Consider the following 20,020-nt stretch of genomic DNA (forward strand, 5'->3'; position numbering starts at 1 on the left):
CTCGTGTTTTCAAGGAACAGACTCATGTTTTCAACGAACAGACTTGTGTTTTCAACGAACGGACTCGTGTTTTCAACGAACGGACTTGTGTTTTGAACCAATCATCGTTCACATAATAGCCAATTTGTATAGTGCGTAAGTCCTACTAACGACCTTTTAGTTGATTAAGGTCATCACCACTAATAAAGTAAGCTGCACCAAAACCAATTACAAAGCGTCCCTCTTTGGGAGTCAGCTTGAACATGCGAAAATCTTGTAAGCCGCTCAATACTTCCATGATTTCACCAAAACGAGCGTAAAAACTATTCATGATTTCATGCCAAGTATTAGAGTCACGCTCGATCAAAGTTGCTGTACACTCAAAAGTTAACCGATGACGGGCAAAAATTTGCTCTGTTTTATCTTCGTCCTCAATCAACATTACACTAGCACGGGGATTAACAACTAAGTTTTGGGTGTGAGTTGACAGACCACTAATATATATATAGATGTTCTTGAACTCATCAATTACAAAAGGTGTGTAGCTTGCATTCGGTATTCCTTGCCCATTAGCTGTGGCAATAATAGCACTTTGGAATTTTTGAATAAAAGCTTGGTATTCTATCTGGGCTTGTTCTAGATTGTTCATGAGAATAGATTACTTGGCATCTCTCTCATGTTGCCATTTCATTTGCTTCTATTTCAATTAACTTTTACTGTTAACTGTTAAAAAGATACTTTGACACTACTAGTTACACGTAAAACAGATTCTTGTTGAAATGTCTTTTTATAACTTGCTATGATTTCTTGAACTTTCTGATTTTGAATCTGGCTATTTTCGTAAATTAGAATAACTAGCTTTGTTTTTTCCTTGGTTAGTTTGCCAGAATGGTCTAAATACTGTCCATAAACATCCATCACAGTGAGTCTATCTGGGAGGCGAGGTGTAATCACACGGTTCAAAAATAATTGCCATTCAGCCTCAGATACTGTCTTTCCTCCTGGTTTAGATAAACCAAAATACAACTCATCTTTCGTGAGAATCTTTACACTTGCGTGAGAAGTAGAGATTTGAGAAGATTGAGCGCGAACAAGAGTATTTGTATAGATAGGACTGATAAAAAGTAAACCTGTAATAATTAAACTGTTTAAACTTTTTTGCAAAGTACTCATAATTTAGTATTGAAATCACTAAGTTATAGCTTCACATTTTGATAGTCATGTTCCGATTTCTTTGAAAGATAAAAATCCCCGACTTTTGAGAAAAATCGGGGGTCTGTGTAGTTCACGCTACTGTTTGCGTCCTATGTGGTTTGGTTAGTTAGGTACTACTGAACTACAGCAGTGTCACCAAAATCGTTTGGATATCTGGTGCTTGTAGAAGTACTCGTCTCACCTGCGTAACCATTAACTAAAACAACTGCTTGTTGAAGTGCTTCTTTACGATCCATAAGTAGGTGCTGTGGAGGTAAGAGTTGCATAATCCCTAAGTTTTCTAAGCGTCGCTTAATTTTGCCAGTTGCACCGACGATAAATACATGGCGACCTTTTTCAACTGCTTCTTTGATAGCATTTTCAATTGCAAGTGAAGCTGTCACACCTAATAAAGGTACGTCACTCAAATCCATAATTATGACATCACAGTCTTTGATGGCATTATGTTCACGAGCGATCGCTTTGGAAACTCCAAAAACCATTGGTCCACTCAAGTAGAACAGCAGTACACGTCCATTGGCTTGATCTAACAACTGCTTTTCTTGTTCGTTCAAAACAATCGCATCATCTGCATCAGTAATAGTCTTAACTTTCTCAGATTGCAAACTAGAAAGACGCTCAATAGTCAAGATATTAGCAATGAACACCCCAACGCCAACAGCGACAATCAAATCTACAAACACTGTCAGGAACATCACCCCGTACATAATGATTGTTCCCTTCAGGGATACTTGATGAGCGCGTTTGAGGAAACTCCAATCGAGAATATCAATACCCACTTTGAGTGCAATACCTGCTAACACCGCCATGGGAATAGTTTCGGTCAAATTCGCAGCCCACAAGACCACAACTAGCAAAATAATCGCGCGAGTTAAACCAGATAAAGCTGTTTTTGCTCCTGTTTGAATATTTACCACAGTTCCCATTGTGGCACCTGCACCAGGCAGCCCACCACACAAACCAGAAACCAAGTTACCAATACCTTGACCAATCAATTCTTTGTCAGATTTGTGTTCGGTGCGAGTCAAACTGTCTGCAATTACAGCAGTTAACAAAGTATCAATACATCCCAGCATTCCCAACATTGCCCCATCAATGATCATGATGGTAATTTGGGAGGCGGTAAAGGTGGGCATTTGTAATTCTGGCAGCCCCATTGGAATTTCACCAATGCGTCTGATATCTGCATTACCAAAGAAAATCAGGGAAACTACAGTACCGATAATTAATGCGACTAATTGCGGAGGAGCATAGCGCTTTAGTTTCAATGGCATTAAGAAAATAATTGCCAGTGTCAGCACTCCCAAAATGGTTTCGATGGGATTAATATTTGATAGCAGTTGGGGCAGGTTTTGCACCATCCCCAGTACCCCACCTTTGGGATTAGGCTGTCCGACAAAAGGAGCAATTTGCAAAATAATCAAAATGACTCCAATCCCAGACATAAAGCCTGAAATCACGCTGTAGGGCATGAGGGTGATATATTTCCCTAGCTTGAATATGCCAAATAAGATTTGAAATACTCCTGCTAGCATCACTACAGTAAATGCGATCGCCAAGCCATTTTCTGGGTTACTTGCAGTCATCGTACTGACAATTCCAGTCATGACTACGGTCATCGGCCCAGTTGGTTCAGAAATGAGAGTTGGTGTACCTCCAAACAGAGCTGCAAAAAACCCGACACAAACAGCACCATAAAGACCAGCCACAGGCCCAGCACCAGAGGCGACTCCGAAGGCTAACGCCAATGGTAAAGAAACAATTGCAGCAGTTAAACCACCAAAAAGATCGCCGCGTAAATTTCGGAAATGGATAGTATTAGTCAGTTGCATGGATGGGGATTTTAATCACAATAGAACTTTAAAGTCACAAACTTCCAGCCTTAATTGAGCATTCAACTATGCCAAAATGAATCAACAGCGGATTTACCTATGTAATTGAGATCAAGTATCTGTTTTGTGAGGTAATTAGTAGTGATGATTTTGGACTAGTTTTGACCAGTTTTGACAAAAAGTAAGCTAAGGATTTTCGACACGATTCTGTTGTGTAAAGACAGTAAATTTACAGTCTCTACACAAGTTTTTTGCTCTTATCCAAACCGCAATACTGCTCGGATAAGACAAATGGATTGATATTTAAATCATGTAAAAACATTGGACTGCAATGTCTCTACATGGCCAAATTATGACAAAAAATCATTAACCGAGTAGTATTGCTCCGAACTGTATTGTGATATTTATGGTTTTTGTAAAAACATTTTATTGAAAGATTATGTTGCACAACTTCATGGATGACTCCAATCTCTCAAAGGTGAGTTAAAAGCCGGATATTGTATTGATTGCCAGCAAAACTTAACAAGAAATATAATTTATTTCTTGTTTCAAGATAACTTGCTTCAATAACAAGTGCAAAGTTACGTTGAGTTCAGATTAAAAAAACAGACTTCCGCAGTTTAATTTGTTTTGTAAATTTGCTGACGTTCCCAAAAACCTCTGTTATGCGTAAAACGCAATACGGTTCAGATCTGTAGAGACGCGAAATTTCGCGTCTGGTACAAAGGATTTTGGGCTTATCACCAACCGTATTGGCGTAAAACGTATCTATTTAATTCGATAAAAATAGCATACAACTTTTAGTGCCTTAAAAGTTAATCTTTAGGCAACATTTCTTAAATAAATATTTAGATAGCTTTAATAAATATATAGTCTATGTATCGTCAGGAATTGGGATTCAAAGAGTATAGATATAGTTAATTATCTATGAAATCTATGAGTTAAATTGCAGATATTCAGATCCCCGACTTCTTCTGTGAAGTCGAGGATCTATGGCTATCCTACATCATCGTGGGCATAGCGGTTAAAGAGGAAATCTAGGGCATAGTTACGCAATTTATAATACTGCGGATCTTCCATAATTCGGGATCTGTCACGGGGACGGGGGAAAGGAATTTCCATGACTTCGCCGATTTTAGCGCGGGGACCATTGGTCATCATGACCAACTTATCCGCTAAAAATAGGGCTTCATCGATGTCATGAGTAATCATCAACACCGTGCAGCGGTTTTCATTCCAAATTTTCAGCAATTCTTCCTGTAACTCTTCTTTGGTAATCGCATCCAACGCCCCAAAAGGTTCATCTAAAATCAAGACTTTAGGACGAATTGCCAAAGCACGAGCAATAGAAACCCGTTGTCTCATACCACCTGACATTTGCGGGGGTTTTTTGTCCATGGCGTCACCTAGTCCCACCATGGCTAGGTGTTCTCTGACAATTGCTGATTTTTCTGCTTCCGGTTTGTTAGGATAAACCGCATTCACTGCGATATAAATATTTTCAAAAGCAGTCCGCCAAGGTAATAGGGCATAGTTTTGAAACACCACCATTCTATCTGGCCCGGGTTTAGTAATGGCTTTGCCTTCTAATAGTACCTGTCCATCAGTGGGATGGTTGAAACCCGATACCATATTGAGGAGAGTAGATTTACCACAGCCAGAGTGACCGATAACACAAATAAATTCTCCTTCACCAACGTTGAGATTTACTCCATCCAATACGGTAAAAGGGCCGTTTTTTGTGGGATAAACTTTGCTAACGTCTTTAATTTCTAAGTAAGGTTGACGATTAGAAGTTGCAGTTACTAGGGGTGTTCCCAGGGTATTTGCAGTGGTGTCGGTAATTGTAAAGTTACGGTTTTGCATGGTGGATAGGGGATAGGGGATAGGGGATCGGGGATCGGGAAGAATTTTGGATTTTGGATTTGATTTCAATCTAAAATCCAAAATCTAAAATCTAAAATTTCTTGTCTCCAAAATCAGGCTACTCTCCTAACTGGAGTGTCGAGAATTACTTCAGCAATTGAGAAATCGCGTTTAATTTTGAGGTTATTAAGATAGGTGATGGGGTCATCGGCGTTAAAGTTAGTGCCATCAAACAGCTTGATTGGCTGACGGGTGTAATTGATGTCCATACCCAATTCGCGAGCAGCGGTACTAAACACACCGACTCGACATATACGTTCCACGATTTCTACCCAATTTCTAGGGAAAGGTACTTCACCCCAACGCGCTAGTTGGGTCATAATCCATACTTGTTCTGTGCGACTGGGGCGGTTAATGGCAGACTCTCCGTAAAATTGGTGGTGAGCATATTCCCGCATCGGATGTTCTAAATCACAAGTGGCGTTATTGGGATCTTCGATTTGGATATACTCCATATCGGTGCTGACATATTCCCGTCGCGCTAAGATTTGGCGAATTTCTTCGCTGTTTTCTGGACGCGAACAGTAATAGCAAGCTTCTAGTAATGCTTTTGTGAGGGCAATATTGGTGTTGGGATATGCAGTCGCCCAATCTTCCCGTACGCCCAACACTTTACCTGGGTGTCCTAGCCAAACTTCTAAGTCGGTGGCGATGGTAAAACCACTACCTTCAGAAGCAGCGCGGTAGTTCCAGGGTTCGCCTACACAATAACCGTCAATACTTCCGGCTTGTAAGTCGGCTACCATTTGGGCTGGGGGAATGGTCTTAATATCGACATCTGCGTCGGGGTCAACACCTCCAGCCGCTAGCCAGTAACGTAATAGTAAACTGTGCATTGAGGAAGGATGTACCACTCCCATGATGTGCCGTTGGGTACGGGTACTCTTCAAGTATTGTTTAAATTCGGCAACGGTTTGGATACCTTGGTCGTAAAAGCGTTTTGCTAGGGTGATGGCGTTACCATTGCGTGTCATGGTGAGGGAAGTAACCACTGGGAGGGGTTGGTTATCATATCCTCCCAGGGTTAACCACATCGGCATCCCAGAGGGCATTTGGGCTGCGTCTAAATATCCACCGCTAATGCCATCGACGATACCACGCCAACTGGTTTCGCGGACTAAGTTTACATCATCTAAGCCGTGTTTGGCAAAAAAGCCTTTTTCTTTGGCTATTGCTAAGGGGGCGCAAGCTGTCAGAGGTACAAAGCCGATTTCGAGATTGACTTTTTCTAAACCGTGCTTGGCAACAACTGTGGTTTTGCGCGCCCGAATTTTTTTGATACGTTTTTGTTGGTTGAGGAAGTAAATCATTTCACTGCGTAAACTGTAGTAGCTGGGATGTTCAACTACTTCCATCCGTTTACGGGGTCTGGGGATGTCTACTTCCAGGATGTTACCAATTTTTGATTCTGGCCCATTGGTGAGCATGACTATTCTGTCAGATAGCAGCACTGCTTCGTCTACATCGTGTGTCACCATGACGGCGGTGACTTCGTTTTCTTCGCAGATTTGCATTAATTGTTCTTGCAAGTTACCCCGTGTGAGGGCATCCAAAGCACCAAAGGGTTCATCTAATAATAGTAACTTGGGGCGAATGGCTAAAGCACGAGCGATCGCAACTCGTTGTTTTTGTCCTCCTGATAACATTGTCGGAGGTTTTTCGGCATGGGGACGCAAACCCACCATGTCAATATGTTTTTCTACTATCGCCCGACGCTCCCCCGCAGGTAAATGGGTCATCACAGAATCTACTGCTAAGGCGATATTTTCTCTGACTGTTCGCCAAGGTAATAGAGAATAGTTTTGAAACACCACCATTCTATCTGGCCCTGGTTTGGTGATGCGTTTCCCTTCTAAAGTGACTAAACCTTCTGTTGGCAAATCCAAACCTGCAATCATATTTAATAAGGTGGATTTACCGCAACCAGAGTGACCGATTAAGGAAACAAATTCGCCTTTTTTTATTTGGAGGTCAATACCTTTGAGAGCAATATATTGTCCACCGCCTGTGAGATTAAAAACCTTATCAATTTGGTCAACAGCAACGAATACACTCATTTGTTATTTGTCCTTAGTCATTTGTCATTTGTTATTTGTTCTTGGTCATTTGTCATGTTTTCTTACTAATGACTAATGACCATTGACCATTGATAATTAATTATTTTTGTTCTGCTGGCAAAATTAGTGTTTGAATCCAAGCCATGAGTTTATCTAGCAACAGACCGACGATACCAATGTAAAACAAGGCTAGTATGACTTCGCTGACGTTGTTATTTTGATAAGCATCCCAGATGAAAAAGCCAATTCCCACAATCCCGGACATGACGATTTCCGCAGCAATAATTGCTAACCAAGCAAGACCGATGGCAATTCTCAAACCTGTGAAAATGTAGGGTAAAGCAGCAGGAATGAGAATATTCAAAAAGTAATCTTTCTTATTGAGTTGCAGAACTTTAGCAACGTTGTTGTAGTCTTGGGGAATTTGGGTAACACCTACATAAGTATTAATTAAAATTGGCCAAATAGCGGTGATAAAAATCACGAACAATGCAGCAGGTTCGTTTTGTCTTAAAGCTGCTAAAGAAATGGGAACCCAAGCTAAAGGTGGTACGGTTCTTAATAGCTGAAACAGGGGGTCTAAAGCTTTGTGCATTGTTTTATTAATCCCGATGACAATGCCCACTGCAATACCAACTATTGCGGCTAAGGTGTAGCTAATTGCAACTCGTTGGAGACTTGCCCAAATTTGCCAAAACAGACCCTTATCAATACCACCCTTATCATAAAAGGGATACATAATTAGTATCCAGGTGTCTTGAATCACCTGTATTGGTCCTGGTAGTGTTGCTCCCGGAATTGAACAAAATAATTGCCAAATCGCAAGAAAAACAATAATAGCAATAGCAGGAGGTATCAGTTCAGGAAATTGTTTTTGGAGGCGAGATATTAAGCCATTATCCAAATTTGCATTATTACGGCGTCTGCTAGCTACTGTCATTGATTTTTTCCTTTCTTTGTTGATGCTTGGAGGATAGTAAAAGGTGCTTGTTAGTTGATAGTTGGTGCTGAGTAATAATTTTTTATACTAACAACTAACAACTACAAAGAACAAGTAACAACTAACTTAAACACTGACTTTTTTGATTTTCAAACTTTTCAAATATTCTTCTGGTTTGGCTGGATCAAACTTCACCCCATCAAAGAATTCTTCGACGCCACGTGATGTACTTGTGGGGATATCTGCCGCTGGTATTCCTGCTTCTTTTGCTGCTTCTTTCCAAATATCTTCGCGGTTGACTTTATCAATTAAGGTTTTGGCTTTTGTTAAGTAATCTTTTGGTAAGAAACCCCAGCGAATGTTCTCGACAATAAACCACAAATCATGACTCTTGTAGGGGTAAGAAACGTTTCCTTTTCCATCTTTCCAATAGTATGCTGCCATTGATTTATCATCTATTTTGCGACCGTCTCCCATGTCATATTTACCTTGGAATGGATCCGCAAGGATATCTGCGGAAAGGTTAAAGTAGTTACGTCCAGACAAAATTGCCGCTGCTTCTTTGCGGTTTTCAAACTTATCTAACCACTGCTGTGCTTCCATAATCCCTTTGAGTATTGCTTTAGTTGCCTTGGGATTTTTGTCAACCCAATCTGCACGCATGGCGAAATATTCTTCGGGGTGATTCTTCCAAATTTCTGCTGTCAATGCAGCCATGAAGCCGATTTTATCTCTGACGAGTCGATTGGGCCAGGGGTCGCCTGTACTGAAAGCATCCATTGTACCTGTCTTCATGTTGGCGACGGTTTGGGCTGCTGGTACTGTCAACAGTTTGACATCTGCATCTGGGTCGATACCACCAGCAGCTAACCAATAACGAATCCATAAATCTTGATTGACGTGGGGGAAAGTAAATGCTGCGGTGAAGGGAGTTGATGATTTAAGTTGAGTAAACAGAGATTTAGCACTAGCGAGTTGTAAACTCACACCTTTTCCGATATGCTTGTTGGCGATCGCAATTCCATTTCCGTGTGTAATTAACTGACACAACACATACATGGGAATTTTTTGATTACCTTTGGTGATTAAACCTTCTGTAATTAAATGTGGCATAGGCATTTGCCATTGACCACCATCAATACCACCACCAGCAGAACCAATTTCGACGTTATCTCGTGCTGAACCCCAAGAAGCTTGTTTGGAAAGTTCAACGTCAGTCATGCCATATTTCGCAAAGAAGCCTTTTTCTTTGGCAATAATTAAAGGTGCTGATTCGACAATCGGAATATATCCGAGTTTGACTGCTTTTGTTTCTGGTGCTAACTCCGGACTAATATTAGCGACTGGTTGGGCTGCTGACTGGGTTTGAGCACTTCCCCCACCTGGTTCCGGTGGATTTCCTAAACAACCTTTGAGAAATACAGCACCCGCAGAAGCAGTAGCTGTAACTATAAATTTGCGACGAGAGATTTGATTCAAAAAGTCTGACATATGTATCTCCTTTGAGCGAATTTCTTTTTTTTATTTATGAAAAATTGGTACAGGAAACAGTTGATGTTTCTTATACAAGGAAAACCGATTTAAAACTATGTATGGTGATTTACTTCAGCCCTTATTGTTCAAAGAAAGGCGACGGAAACCCCTTGTAAAAATTTTGTATTCGCAAATACAGCCGTGTGTATCTTACTGAAACAATCATTAAACAATAATTAAGTCTGATGAAAATAGCTTACAGCTTTTGAAGGCAAAATGGTTACTTCTCAAAGCATTTTTCTGAAATAAATATTGGATTATTAAGATAAGTAAAAGTTTATATATGCAGTCGGAACATAGTTTGTGACATGTGGAATATTTGATATTTTATGATATTGATAAATCAAAATCTATGTTTAGTTCAATAAATATTAAGTTAACTCGTTAGGAGCGTCATTAATCATTAGTTATGGGTCATCCGCTTTCTTGTACCCTGCTCGGAATGATTGGTCATTGGGGTACTAATTAAATACGAATAATTTAGGAATGCCATATCATAGATATTTATCAATGGAATGTTTGATTTTTCTCTATGCCTACGTCTAGAAAAATATTACAAAATATTAAATTAATTAGTCATTGTGCAGATTATTTGCATCTTGATTGAGGCGAAACCTTGAGCAGTATTGAGTCGTGAAGAGTTATGGTATTTTCGCAGAGTACAAGTTTAATATAGTGATGGAAACAAAGAAATCGATTTTAACAACTTTAGAAGAGATAACTTTTGCTGATTTTCTGAAAGTAGATATTCGAGTGGGTCAAATTATTGAAGTTACAGATAACCTTAAGGCAAAACAACCAGCTTACTTGCTGAGTATAGATTTTGGCGAGTTCGGACAAAAGATTAGTTCTGCACAAATTACTCAAAACTATACAAAAGAGGAATTAATAGAAAAGCAGATAATCGCTGTTGTCAATTTCCCGGCGAAAAGAGTAGCTGGTATAAAATCCGAAGTATTAGTCTTGGCTGCTGCCTGTAAGACAAATGGCACAATTTTATTAGAACCGAATATTGTTGTAGAAAATGGCACTCGTATAAGCTAGTTTAAATTTTGCACCTGTGCCATTAGACTTCAGCTATGAGCCGCGCAGTTTACTTGCGGACTTGTGGGCGATCGCCTGATTAGCTTGTGATTCACTAATGATTTCGGATTGCTATATGTAAATATATTAAATATTTTTACTGAAGCTTTACTTTAGATTTTGCTCGATTCAATTTTAGGAGAGAATAAAAATATAAGTTTTCGAGAGTTCATTATGAGGACTAAAGTCCTTACTACAAACTCTTCAAAGCTATGAGCAGGAAAGGGGGTAAAACCTATGTATAATATTCCCATACCTGAAAACATCATTTATTTATTTGTCAAAATCGGCTTGCTAATTTTGGTGTTAAGTTTTTGGTTAGCGATGACTGCAACACCTGCGTACTAGTTAGGGACACTTGACCAACTACCAAGATATTAACTAGCATGTGACCAGTCGCTGAGTGCTTCGTATTGCTGATTTTTCTGGCGTTGGCGTACTGGTTTTAAAGGAGTACCAATATCCACATTGCGAAAAGACTGTTTTCTCTTTGTGGATTTGGGTGCTTTTTTGTTTAACTCAGTTTGTGTAGTTGTCATTGTACTCACCTTGTTTTTTTTGAATAGAACAGTAATTTTAACTAAATAAATCTCAAAATCAATAGTAAATACTCTGCTTAAGTTACCGCATCTGTCTTAGCTATGGATATTGAGGCGGATTATGGTACTACTGTGTCTGGCAACAGGATTATACCTACAGATGTGGATGAACTTAAAATCTTCATCCTTAATGTATATCATCCGTTCCTGAAGGTCTGTTTCCGGAAAAACGATGAAATAAAGTTGATTTTGTAAGGATAGTAACGTTTTTATGGTAAGTGAGTAAGTCGGTGAAAATAAATCAGTTAAGTTCGTAGTGAGGACTTTAGTCCTCAAGAAAGGACTAAAGTCCTTACTACAAACCTTAAAATAATAGATTATTGGCGATCGCTCTTGATCTGAGAATTCACAACAGAAAAGCCTCGACGTTTTGGTGTAGTCTTAGCTAACTCCACTTGAAAAGTGATTCTATCAGTCAGTTCACCACTTTTAACTGACAAAGTCCAGCTACCGGGATGTAGATACCAAAACAAAGACTTCGTTGAACTTGTCGTCAGTTTTTCGCCATTCAACCACCACTCTACAGACTCAGATGAACTTCCTGCTAGCTTGAACTCTAATTTTTGTTGTCCTTCTTCACCAGGAAACAGCAAAAATAAATCTTCATTGCGAGGAAACAAGATTTTCAGTTTACCAGAACCAAAGTTAGACTGTGGTTGTTTGGCTAACCAATCATTATATTGACTAGATAAAGTGAAATTATCTTGCTGTTTGTAAGCGCTAATATCTTCTGGATAAAAATATTCCTGAACTACAGATGTACAATCTGGTGTTGGTTTTAACCCAGAAATCGCACAAATTGGTAATTCTACTAACCCTTCTGGAACTGGAAAATTAGCGGGTTGATGGTGTTCATGTAAGTGCAACATAATCCGGTTCCATAGGGGTGCGGCTCCAGTAACGCCGGATACCTGCCGCATCGGCTCACCATTGAAATTACCTACCCAGGTAGCGACTGTGTAATCAGCAGTAAAGCCAACAGTCCAGGTATCGCGAAAATTAGAAGAAGTGCCTGTTTTTACAGCTACTGGGAAGGGTAAATTTAACACCGAGTCTACACCAAAAGCTGTTGCACGGGCATGGTTATCACTGAGCATATCAGTGATTAATTGCCATGTCGTCGGATTTTGGATTACTCTGCGAGAAACCGCAGAAGCGTCTATTGATTTAGGAGCCACTGCGTTGCGGAGGTTTCCGAGCCACTGCGTTGCGGGGGTTCCCCCCGTTGTAGCACGTGGCGTTCCGTTGTAGCACGTGGCGTGATTTTGGATTGAAGAATCGGAAAATGTAGTTAATAATGGCGTACTTTCTCCCATTTTTGCCATTATCAGGTAAGCTTGAGCTAGTTCCCACAAACTTACTTCGCCACTACCCAAAGTTAAACCAAGTCCATAATATTCTGGGGTTTGATTTAAATGTGCAAATCCTAATTCATGTAAACGACTTAAAAAACTCTCTACACCAACCTTTTCTAACACTCTCACTGCTGGGACATTCAGAGAATTCGCCAACGCTATTCGTACCCGCACAGGACCGAGAAAACTTTTGTTGTAATCTGTGGGATTGTAAACTTTTGCACCGGGAATGGCGTAGAATGCAGGAACATCTGCCAAAATAGTATTCGGGCGAATTATACCTTTTTCTAAAGCTAATTCATACAAAAAAGGTTTGAGGGTAGAGCCTGGTTGACGTAGCGCCTGTACTCCATCATTACGCCCCAACTTTGTTTCATCAAAATAATTTGGTGAACCGACATAGGCTAAAACTTCGCCAGTGCGGTTGTCTATAACTAAAGCAGCTGCGTGGTAAACATTATTCGCAGTCAGGGAAGAAAGTACTTGTTGTACCTGTGCTTCGACAAATTGTTGTAAAGACTTATTTATTGTTGTGCGAATAGAGTTTTTGTGATTGGGTGATGGGGTATTTTGCTGACTTGCTAGCCAAAACAAAAAATGTGGTGCAGCAAAAATTCCTTTTTGGCGCGACTGAAAGACAACTTCTTCATTATATACACGTTGGGCGATCGCATTATCTTTAATATACCCATCCTCTACCATCCGATTCAGAACATATTTTTGGCGTTGTTTGAGGCGTTCTTGATGTTGCAGTGGGTCAAAATAAGTGGGATTATTAGGAATAGCAGCTAAAAGACTAGCTTGAGCCAGGTTCAAATCACTTGCCGATATAGAAAAATAGGTACGAGCAGCAGCTTCCACACCATAAACATTACCGCCCATTGGTAAACGATTGATATAACCAGCAAGAATTTCATCTTTACTCATTCCTGCTGCTAATCGCCAAGCTAACCAAACTTCCTGAACTTTACCTGACAGGTTACGGGGAGAGTTATCTAGCATCCGTGCAAGTTGCATGGTAATTGTAGAAGCACCGGAAACAATTCTTTTGGTTTGAATAGCATCCTTGACAGCGCGAGCAATAGCTTTGAGATCAAGCGCGCCGTGATGATAAAATTGGCGATCTTCAGCAGCTAAGATTGCTTGGATAAATTGAGGAGAAACTTGATCAAGTGGTAGTACTGCTGTATGTTCTTGGTCACGGGTGAGGATTGTTCCTAATTGTAATCCATTGCGATCGCTAAATTCTAATGCTAGTTGTGTTTGTAAAATATCATTGGCACGGATTGGGACTAAATAGGGTGTTGAGCGGATCAGAAAACAGATAAATAATAAAGTTAGGATGACTTTGCTGGTTTTGCGGTTGAGTTGATGCAAAATTTTCTGCTTGATGGGGATTAGCAATCTCTTTGCTTTTTTCATCAGCCAATCCTCTACCTGGGACAAATTATATTAATTGTTGCGTGGTGATTACAGTTTGTTCGGGAAATATTTCTAAGTTGTAATAAATATTTTTTTGATTAAACCACAGAGGACGCAGAGGACGCAGAGGAAGAGGAATGGAGACTTATTTGCTAATTGCTCACCTCTGTTACTTTCTTCTCTGTGTTCTCTGTGTCTCTGCGGTTTATTAATTTTTTAAAACTTGTAGGACTTTCCTGGAACAAACAGTTATCTTAGTGTATCAATATAAATCATTATTCTGCACTTTGAAGATGGGTATTATCTATCAATCTTTTGCTTATATATGGGTAGAAAAATTTTTATAAAATTCTTGCTATTCCTCACGTTAATCATCACAATAGCAGGGTGTAATATACTTGGTATTAATTCTGGTAAAGAAAGATTACCGGAGGTTGGGGCTTTACCTTTACCGAAGTTACCAGAATGGATTGAACAAATTAGTCCAATTGGAGAAGCTGCACCTTTGAATCAAGTTCGGATTCGATTTAAGGAAGCTTTAATTCCGGTTGAGAGTTTGGATAGTTCTGAACAGCAGAATTTATTACAAAAGTTTGCAATTGAGCCGCGTTTACCGGGACAGTTTCGTTTTTTAACGCCGCGGATGGTAGGATTTCAAGCTGATAAAGCTTTGCCAAAGGCGACAAGATTTCAAGTTACTCTCAAGGCTGGTTTGGCTGATTTAAAAAATCATCGGTTGGAGAAGGATTTGGTTTGGAGTTTTAATACAGAGCCGATTAAAATCACTAATTTACCTGGGAAAAATCCGGTGGAAAATTCTGAGATTGAACCGATTGATTTACAACCGAGTTTACAAGTTACTTCTAATGTGGAATTGGATTTGGCTTCAGTACAAGAACATGTACATTTAATTCCTGATGGTAAAAATAAAGGTGTGGGTTTAAAAGTTGAATTAGCAAAGAAGGATAAACCAGGAGAAAATCAAGCTCCTCTAGAAAAATTCGACCCTTCGGCACAGAGTTGGATTTATAATCTTGTACCGCAACAAAGTTTAGAAAAGGCTAAAAATTACCGTTTAGAATTTGAGCAGGGTATACGTCCAGTTTATGGTAATTTAGCTAGTGATAAACCGTTTGTGAGTAAGGTGAGTACCTATGCACCTTTGGCGTTTCAGGGAATTAAGTTTTATGGACAACCAGATGCTGCGGGGGCTTATGGTAGATTTGTGAAAGGTAGTCCGCAGTTAGAGTTTAACAATGGCTTGGTTGCAGATACGGCGATTGAAAATATTAAAGTTAATCCAGCACCAAAATCAATTGCGCGTTTGCTTCAAGTTAACGATAAAGACAAGATTATTAGTATCAATCCTTATGCTTTAGAACCAACTACTAGTTATACAATTACGATTGGTGGAAATCTCAAAGACCAATTTGGACAAAGTTTAGGTAAACCAGTTACGGTTAGATATAATAGTGGAGATTTGGCAGGAGATATTTGGGTTCCTGATGGTTTAAATATTTTTCCTGTGGGTAAAGATTTACAACTCAATATTGCGACGGTGAATCTTCCTGAAGCAAAGTACAAAGCTGCTTATCGGGTAGTGGAACCGACGGATTTAGTTTATTTCAATTCTGCTTATCCTAAAGGTGATAATAATGATTTATTACCGAAAGTTTCTAATTGGCAAAGTTTCAAGGTAGCAAGTAAGAAAAATCAGCCGCTTGAGGTCAATGTTCCTTTGCGAGAAAAGCTAAATTCTGCTACTGGGATGTTAGCTTATGGAGTACAGGCGCGGACTAATAAATATCAGGAAAATGGTAAGGATGTGTGGCGAGAACACACTACTTATGGATTGGTACAGTTAACTAATTTGGGTGTATTTAGTCAGTGGTTTCCTGATGCGGGTTTGATCAGAGTACATCATCTTGCTGATGGTTCGCCTGTGCAAGCTGCTGATATTCAAATTTATCCATCAAAGTTAGAGGCGAAATCTCGTCCCCAACCTGTATCTTGTGCTGCGGGTCAAACTGATGAAAATGGAAGTTTGAGGTTAACAAAGGAAAATTTACAGCAATGTTTTGATGGTCAGCAAAGTTTTGTAAGTCCACCACAGTTGTTAGTAATTGCGCGAGAAAATCAAGATTGGGCGTTTGCACGAACTGAAGAATATAGTGGTGCTTATGGTTATGGTATTTATGCAGATTGGAATGATGGGAAACCAGGATCACGGGGAGTGATATTTTCTGATCGACAATTATATCAGCCAGGGGAAAAAGCTTGGTTGACTGGTTTTGCTGATTATTTGCAAAATGGTGTTATCCAACAGGATAAGAATGCTGCTTATCAATTAACTCTGATAAATTCCAATGGACAAAAAACAGATTTAGGTACGAAAACGACGAATGAATTTGGTACTTTTTCTGTTGAATTACCCATCAACAAAACTCAGCCTTTGGGATACTATACAATTCAAGCTCAGGGTAAGAATGGGAAAGAAATTACCGGAGAGTTTCGTGTAGCTGAGTTTAAACCACCAAATTTTAAAGTTGAACTCAATCTAGATCAAGAATTTGCTTTAATTAATCAGAAGGTAGAAGCGAATGCTACGAGTAATTATTTATTTGGTGCGCCCACAGAAGGAGGAAAAGCCAAATATTTTGTGACTCGTCAACAAGCTAATTTTATTCCTAAAGGTTGGGAAGAATTTAGTTTTGGTAAACAATGGTTTTGGCCGGAGGAACCTCCATCAGTACCAAGCGATGTTCTGCAAACTAATACTCAACTTGATGCTAATGGTAAAACCAGTCAAACAATCATGATCGCGAAAGATTTACCTTACCCCATGACTTACCGGGTGGATGTAGAAGTTACAGATGTTTCTAATCTGGCTGTAGCTAATTCTAAAACTTTTACGGCACTGCCGAGCGATCGCCTGATCGGATTAAAAAGTAATTTCGTAGCGGAAGCGTTTAAAGCTTTCCCCATTGAAGTCATTGTAACCGACCCCACAGGCAAACTTTTATCCGGTCAACGGGTGCGTTTGGAACTCCAACAAATGAAATACAACAGTGTTACCCAGGTAGTGGAAGGTAGTCGGACGCCAAAAAACCAAGTTGAATATAAAACAGTCGGACAAACAGAAGTTACATCTACAAACAATCCCCAATCTGTGAGTTTGACACCAACTGAATCTGGTTCCTACCGGATTCGAGCAAGTTTCAGCGATTGTAGAGACGTTACATGTAACGTCTCCACCGATTTGCAAATTTGGGCAACGGGAGAAAACCCGGTATACTGGGGTTCACAAGAACGCGACCATATCGAAGTTAAACTCGACAAACAAGAATTTAAACTTGGTGAAACTGCTAGCGCTTTAATTCAATCTCCCTATTCTGAAGGTGAGTTATACTTTGCTGTCATTAAAGACAAACCCCTTTATCAACAAGTTATCAAAATTAAAGGCGGCGCACCACAAATTCAGTTTCCCGTTACTTCAGATATGTTACCAAATGCAGCCGTCGAAGCTGTGTTGGTCAGACAGGGTAAACCTCTAGACCAAGTCGAACCAGGTAGTATAGATAAATTGGTGAAAATTGGCTTTGCACCTTTTAAAGTCAACTTACAAGACAAATATTTAAAAGTGCAAGTTACTCCACAACTTACAACTGTCGCACCAGGTACAGAACAAACTCTCCAACTCCAACTCCAAAATAATCAAGGAAATCCCACCAAAGGACAATTAACAGTTATGGTGGTGAATGAAGCAGTTCTACAACTTTCTGGTTATCGTCCACCGAATCTTGTAAATACAGTATATGCCGAACAGGCGATCGCAACTCGTTTTAGTGATAATCGTCCCCAAGTAGTTGTAGAACAAGCAAATTTGGCTGAACCTAAAGGTTGGGGATACGGTGGTGGGTTATCTGCTGGTGCTGCAAATACGCGCATCCGTAAAGATTTTCAACCACTTGCTTACTACAATGGTTCTGTTGTTACAGATAATGATGGGAAAGCTCAGATTACATTTAAACTACCAGATGACTTAACTACCTGGCGAGTTATGGTTGTCGCTACCGATGGAAATCTGAAGTTTGGTAATGGCGAAACCACTTTTTTGACGACAAAGCCATTATTAACTAACGCCATCTTACCACAATTTGCCCGTCCCGGCGATAACTTCCAAGCTGGTTTAACCGTGACAAACAACACTGGTAAAACCGGAAGTCTCAATATTAATGGTAAAGTTAGCGGTACAGTCCAGTTTACGAATAAGAACCCCCACACTGCTAACTTGCAAACCAAAGCAGAATCAGCAACTCAAGCTTACCGCTTCCCCATCGTTGCAACTAATGTCGGCGAAAGTAAGATTCGCTTTATCACTAAATTAAATAATATCGCCGCCGATGCCTTTGAAGTACCTTTGGAAATTCAGCCATTAACGATTACAGAACAAGTTGTAGAAACAGGTGTAACCAACAAGCAAGTAAAAATTCCTTTCAATGTCGAGAAAAACACGGTTCCCCAAGAAGGGGGTTTAGATATTCAATTAGCCAGTACCCTCATACCAGAAATTAAAGCACCAGCGCAGGAAGTTTGGCAGAATAACGACTTACCATTTGCGGAACCTGCGGCGAGTCAGTTGCTCATTGCTGCTAATCTGCAAACTCTCTCGGAAAAATATCATCAGACTTTTGCGGAATTTAATTTTACCCAAAACCTCAGCCAAGCTGTTGAAAAATTACAAAAACTCCAACTTAGCGATGGTGGTTTTGCAGCTTTTCCAGGACAAGAAAAATCTGATCCTTGGGTTTCTGCTTACACCGCAGAATCTTTAGCAACAGCAAATCAAGTCTTCCCTAATTATATAGATACCACGATGGTGTCTCGCCTCAAAGGATATTTGCAAAAAATCCTGGCGAACCCCGGAAAATACGAATTTTGCAAACAGCAACCCTGCAAAAGCCAAATGCAACTCAACGCTTTAATCGCCATAGCAGAATTAGGAGACAAACGCAATACCTTCGTTACAGATATTTATCAACAGCGCCAAAGTTTGGATACAGTCACCCAGATTAAACTAGCGCGGTATTTATCCCAGTTGAGCGAATGGCAAGACGAATCTAACTTACTTTTAAAGCAACTACAACAATATATATATGAAACTGGTCGAACTGCAACTGTCAGTTTACCCCGCAGTTGGGGATGGATGAGTTCACCCACCACAGCGCAAGCGCAAGCTTTACGGTTGTTTATTTCCCAACAGGCGAAACCCGAAATCATTGATAGACTATTGCAAAGTCTACTCTCACTGCGACGGGATGGCACATGGCAAACTAGTTATGATAACGCTCAAGCGCTAACCGCTTTGGTAGAATACGCTCAACTAGAACCGACATCGCCGAATTTTGTCGCTACTGTGCAATTAGCTGGGAGGAAACTCGCAGAAGCAAAATTTACACGCGGTAGCAATCCGAGCGCAGAGATCAAAGTCCCCATGGATAAACTACCCCATGGGCGTCATGATTTGCAACTGCAAAAATCCGGTCAAGGAAATTTGCATTATCTCGTCGCCTATCGCTATCGCTTACCAGGAAATCAACCAGGTAGGTATAATGGTTTACGAGTTTCACGCGCGATTCGCGGAATTGATGAGCAAAAAGTCCTGCAAAAAACTAATATTTACGCTCTTGATAAACCATTGGCTTTAAAGACAGGTCAAGTTTTTGACATTGATTTGGAAATTATTGCTGATCATCCTGTAGAGCATGTGGTGATTACAGATCCCCTTCCAGCAGGATTTGAGGCGGTAGACGAGAGTTTTCAAACAGCCAACTCTGCATTACAAACCCCTACCGACAGTTGGGAACTTGGGTATAAAAATATCTATCGCGATCGCATTGTTGCTTATGCAAATCACCTAGAACCCGGAGTTTATAATTTACATTACTTAGTGCGTTCTGTTACTCCTGGTACTTTCAGCTATCCTGGTACGGAAGCACACCTGCAATACGCACCAGAGGAATTTGGACGGGCGGCGGAGTCTACGTTAGTGTTGGAAGAGAAAAATTAGCTTTGTGTC

The 20,020-nt window shown here is 40.1% G+C and carries 11 protein-coding genes; 2 read left to right on the forward strand and 9 right to left on the reverse strand.

Annotated elements, in window-relative coordinates:
* Positions 1-145: 145 nt before the first annotated feature.
* From B4U84_RS00195 to B4U84_RS00225, 7 genes are all read right to left on the reverse strand, one after another.
* A complete protein-coding gene (locus B4U84_RS00195; protein WP_131114864.1) occupies positions 146-628 on the reverse strand; it encodes a HugZ family pyridoxamine 5'-phosphate oxidase in 483 nt (160 codons plus the stop codon).
* Positions 629-705: 77 nt separating this feature from the next.
* Positions 706-1,152 carry a DUF3574 domain-containing protein gene (locus B4U84_RS00200; protein ID WP_131114866.1) on the reverse strand — a complete coding sequence of 149 codons (447 nt, stop codon included), beginning with the start codon at positions 1,150-1,152 and terminating at the stop codon, positions 706-708.
* Positions 1,153-1,307: 155 nt separating this feature from the next.
* Positions 1,308-3,026, reverse strand: coding sequence for a bicarbonate transporter BicA (bicA, locus tag B4U84_RS00205; protein ID WP_131114868.1), 1,719 nt, complete (start codon positions 3,024-3,026; stop codon positions 1,308-1,310).
* A gap of 996 nt (positions 3,027-4,022) precedes the next feature.
* Positions 4,023-4,892, reverse strand: coding sequence for a nitrate ABC transporter ATP-binding protein (locus B4U84_RS00210; RefSeq protein ID WP_131114870.1), 870 nt, complete (start codon positions 4,890-4,892; stop codon positions 4,023-4,025).
* Positions 4,893-5,005: 113 nt separating this feature from the next.
* Entirely contained in the window at positions 5,006-7,009 is a 2,004-nt protein-coding gene (locus B4U84_RS00215; protein WP_131114872.1) for an ABC transporter ATP-binding/substrate-binding protein, read from the reverse strand.
* Between the two features lie 100 nt (positions 7,010-7,109).
* Positions 7,110-7,949 (reverse strand): nitrate ABC transporter permease, encoded by an 840-nt coding sequence (gene ntrB / locus B4U84_RS00220; RefSeq protein WP_131114874.1) that lies wholly within the window; start codon positions 7,947-7,949, stop codon positions 7,110-7,112.
* A gap of 126 nt (positions 7,950-8,075) precedes the next feature.
* A complete protein-coding gene (locus tag B4U84_RS00225; RefSeq protein WP_131114876.1) occupies positions 8,076-9,440 on the reverse strand; it encodes a CmpA/NrtA family ABC transporter substrate-binding protein in 1,365 nt (454 codons plus the stop codon).
* A 720-nt stretch (positions 9,441-10,160) separates the two neighbouring features.
* On the opposite strand from B4U84_RS00225, the gene B4U84_RS00230 reads away from it, so the two are divergent.
* Positions 10,161-10,526, forward strand: coding sequence for a tRNA-binding protein (locus B4U84_RS00230; RefSeq protein ID WP_131114878.1), 366 nt, complete (start codon positions 10,161-10,163; stop codon positions 10,524-10,526).
* Positions 10,527-10,942: 416 nt separating this feature from the next.
* Here the strand turns inward: B4U84_RS00230 and B4U84_RS30215 are convergent, their stop codons facing one another.
* Together B4U84_RS30215 and pbpC are read right to left on the reverse strand one after the other, a co-directional pair.
* A complete protein-coding gene (locus tag B4U84_RS30215) occupies positions 10,943-11,104 on the reverse strand; it encodes a hypothetical protein (protein ID WP_017312597.1) in 162 nt (53 codons plus the stop codon).
* Between the two features lie 377 nt (positions 11,105-11,481).
* Complete coding sequence (gene pbpC, locus B4U84_RS00235; protein ID WP_131114880.1) at positions 11,482-13,941, reverse strand: penicillin-binding protein 1C; 2,460 nt, start codon at positions 13,939-13,941, stop codon at positions 11,482-11,484.
* 325 nt (positions 13,942-14,266) lie between these two features.
* Here pbpC and B4U84_RS00240 point away from each other — a divergent pair, with 325 nt between their 5' ends.
* Positions 14,267-20,011 carry an alpha-2-macroglobulin family protein gene (locus tag B4U84_RS00240; RefSeq protein WP_207390884.1) on the forward strand — a complete coding sequence of 1,915 codons (5,745 nt, stop codon included), beginning with the start codon at positions 14,267-14,269 and terminating at the stop codon, positions 20,009-20,011.
* Positions 20,012-20,020 lie beyond the last annotated feature (9 nt).

The organism is Westiellopsis prolifica IICB1 (assembly GCF_004323185.1).
Classification (GTDB): Bacteria; Cyanobacteriota; Cyanobacteriia; order Cyanobacteriales; family Nostocaceae; genus Pelatocladus; species Pelatocladus prolificus_A.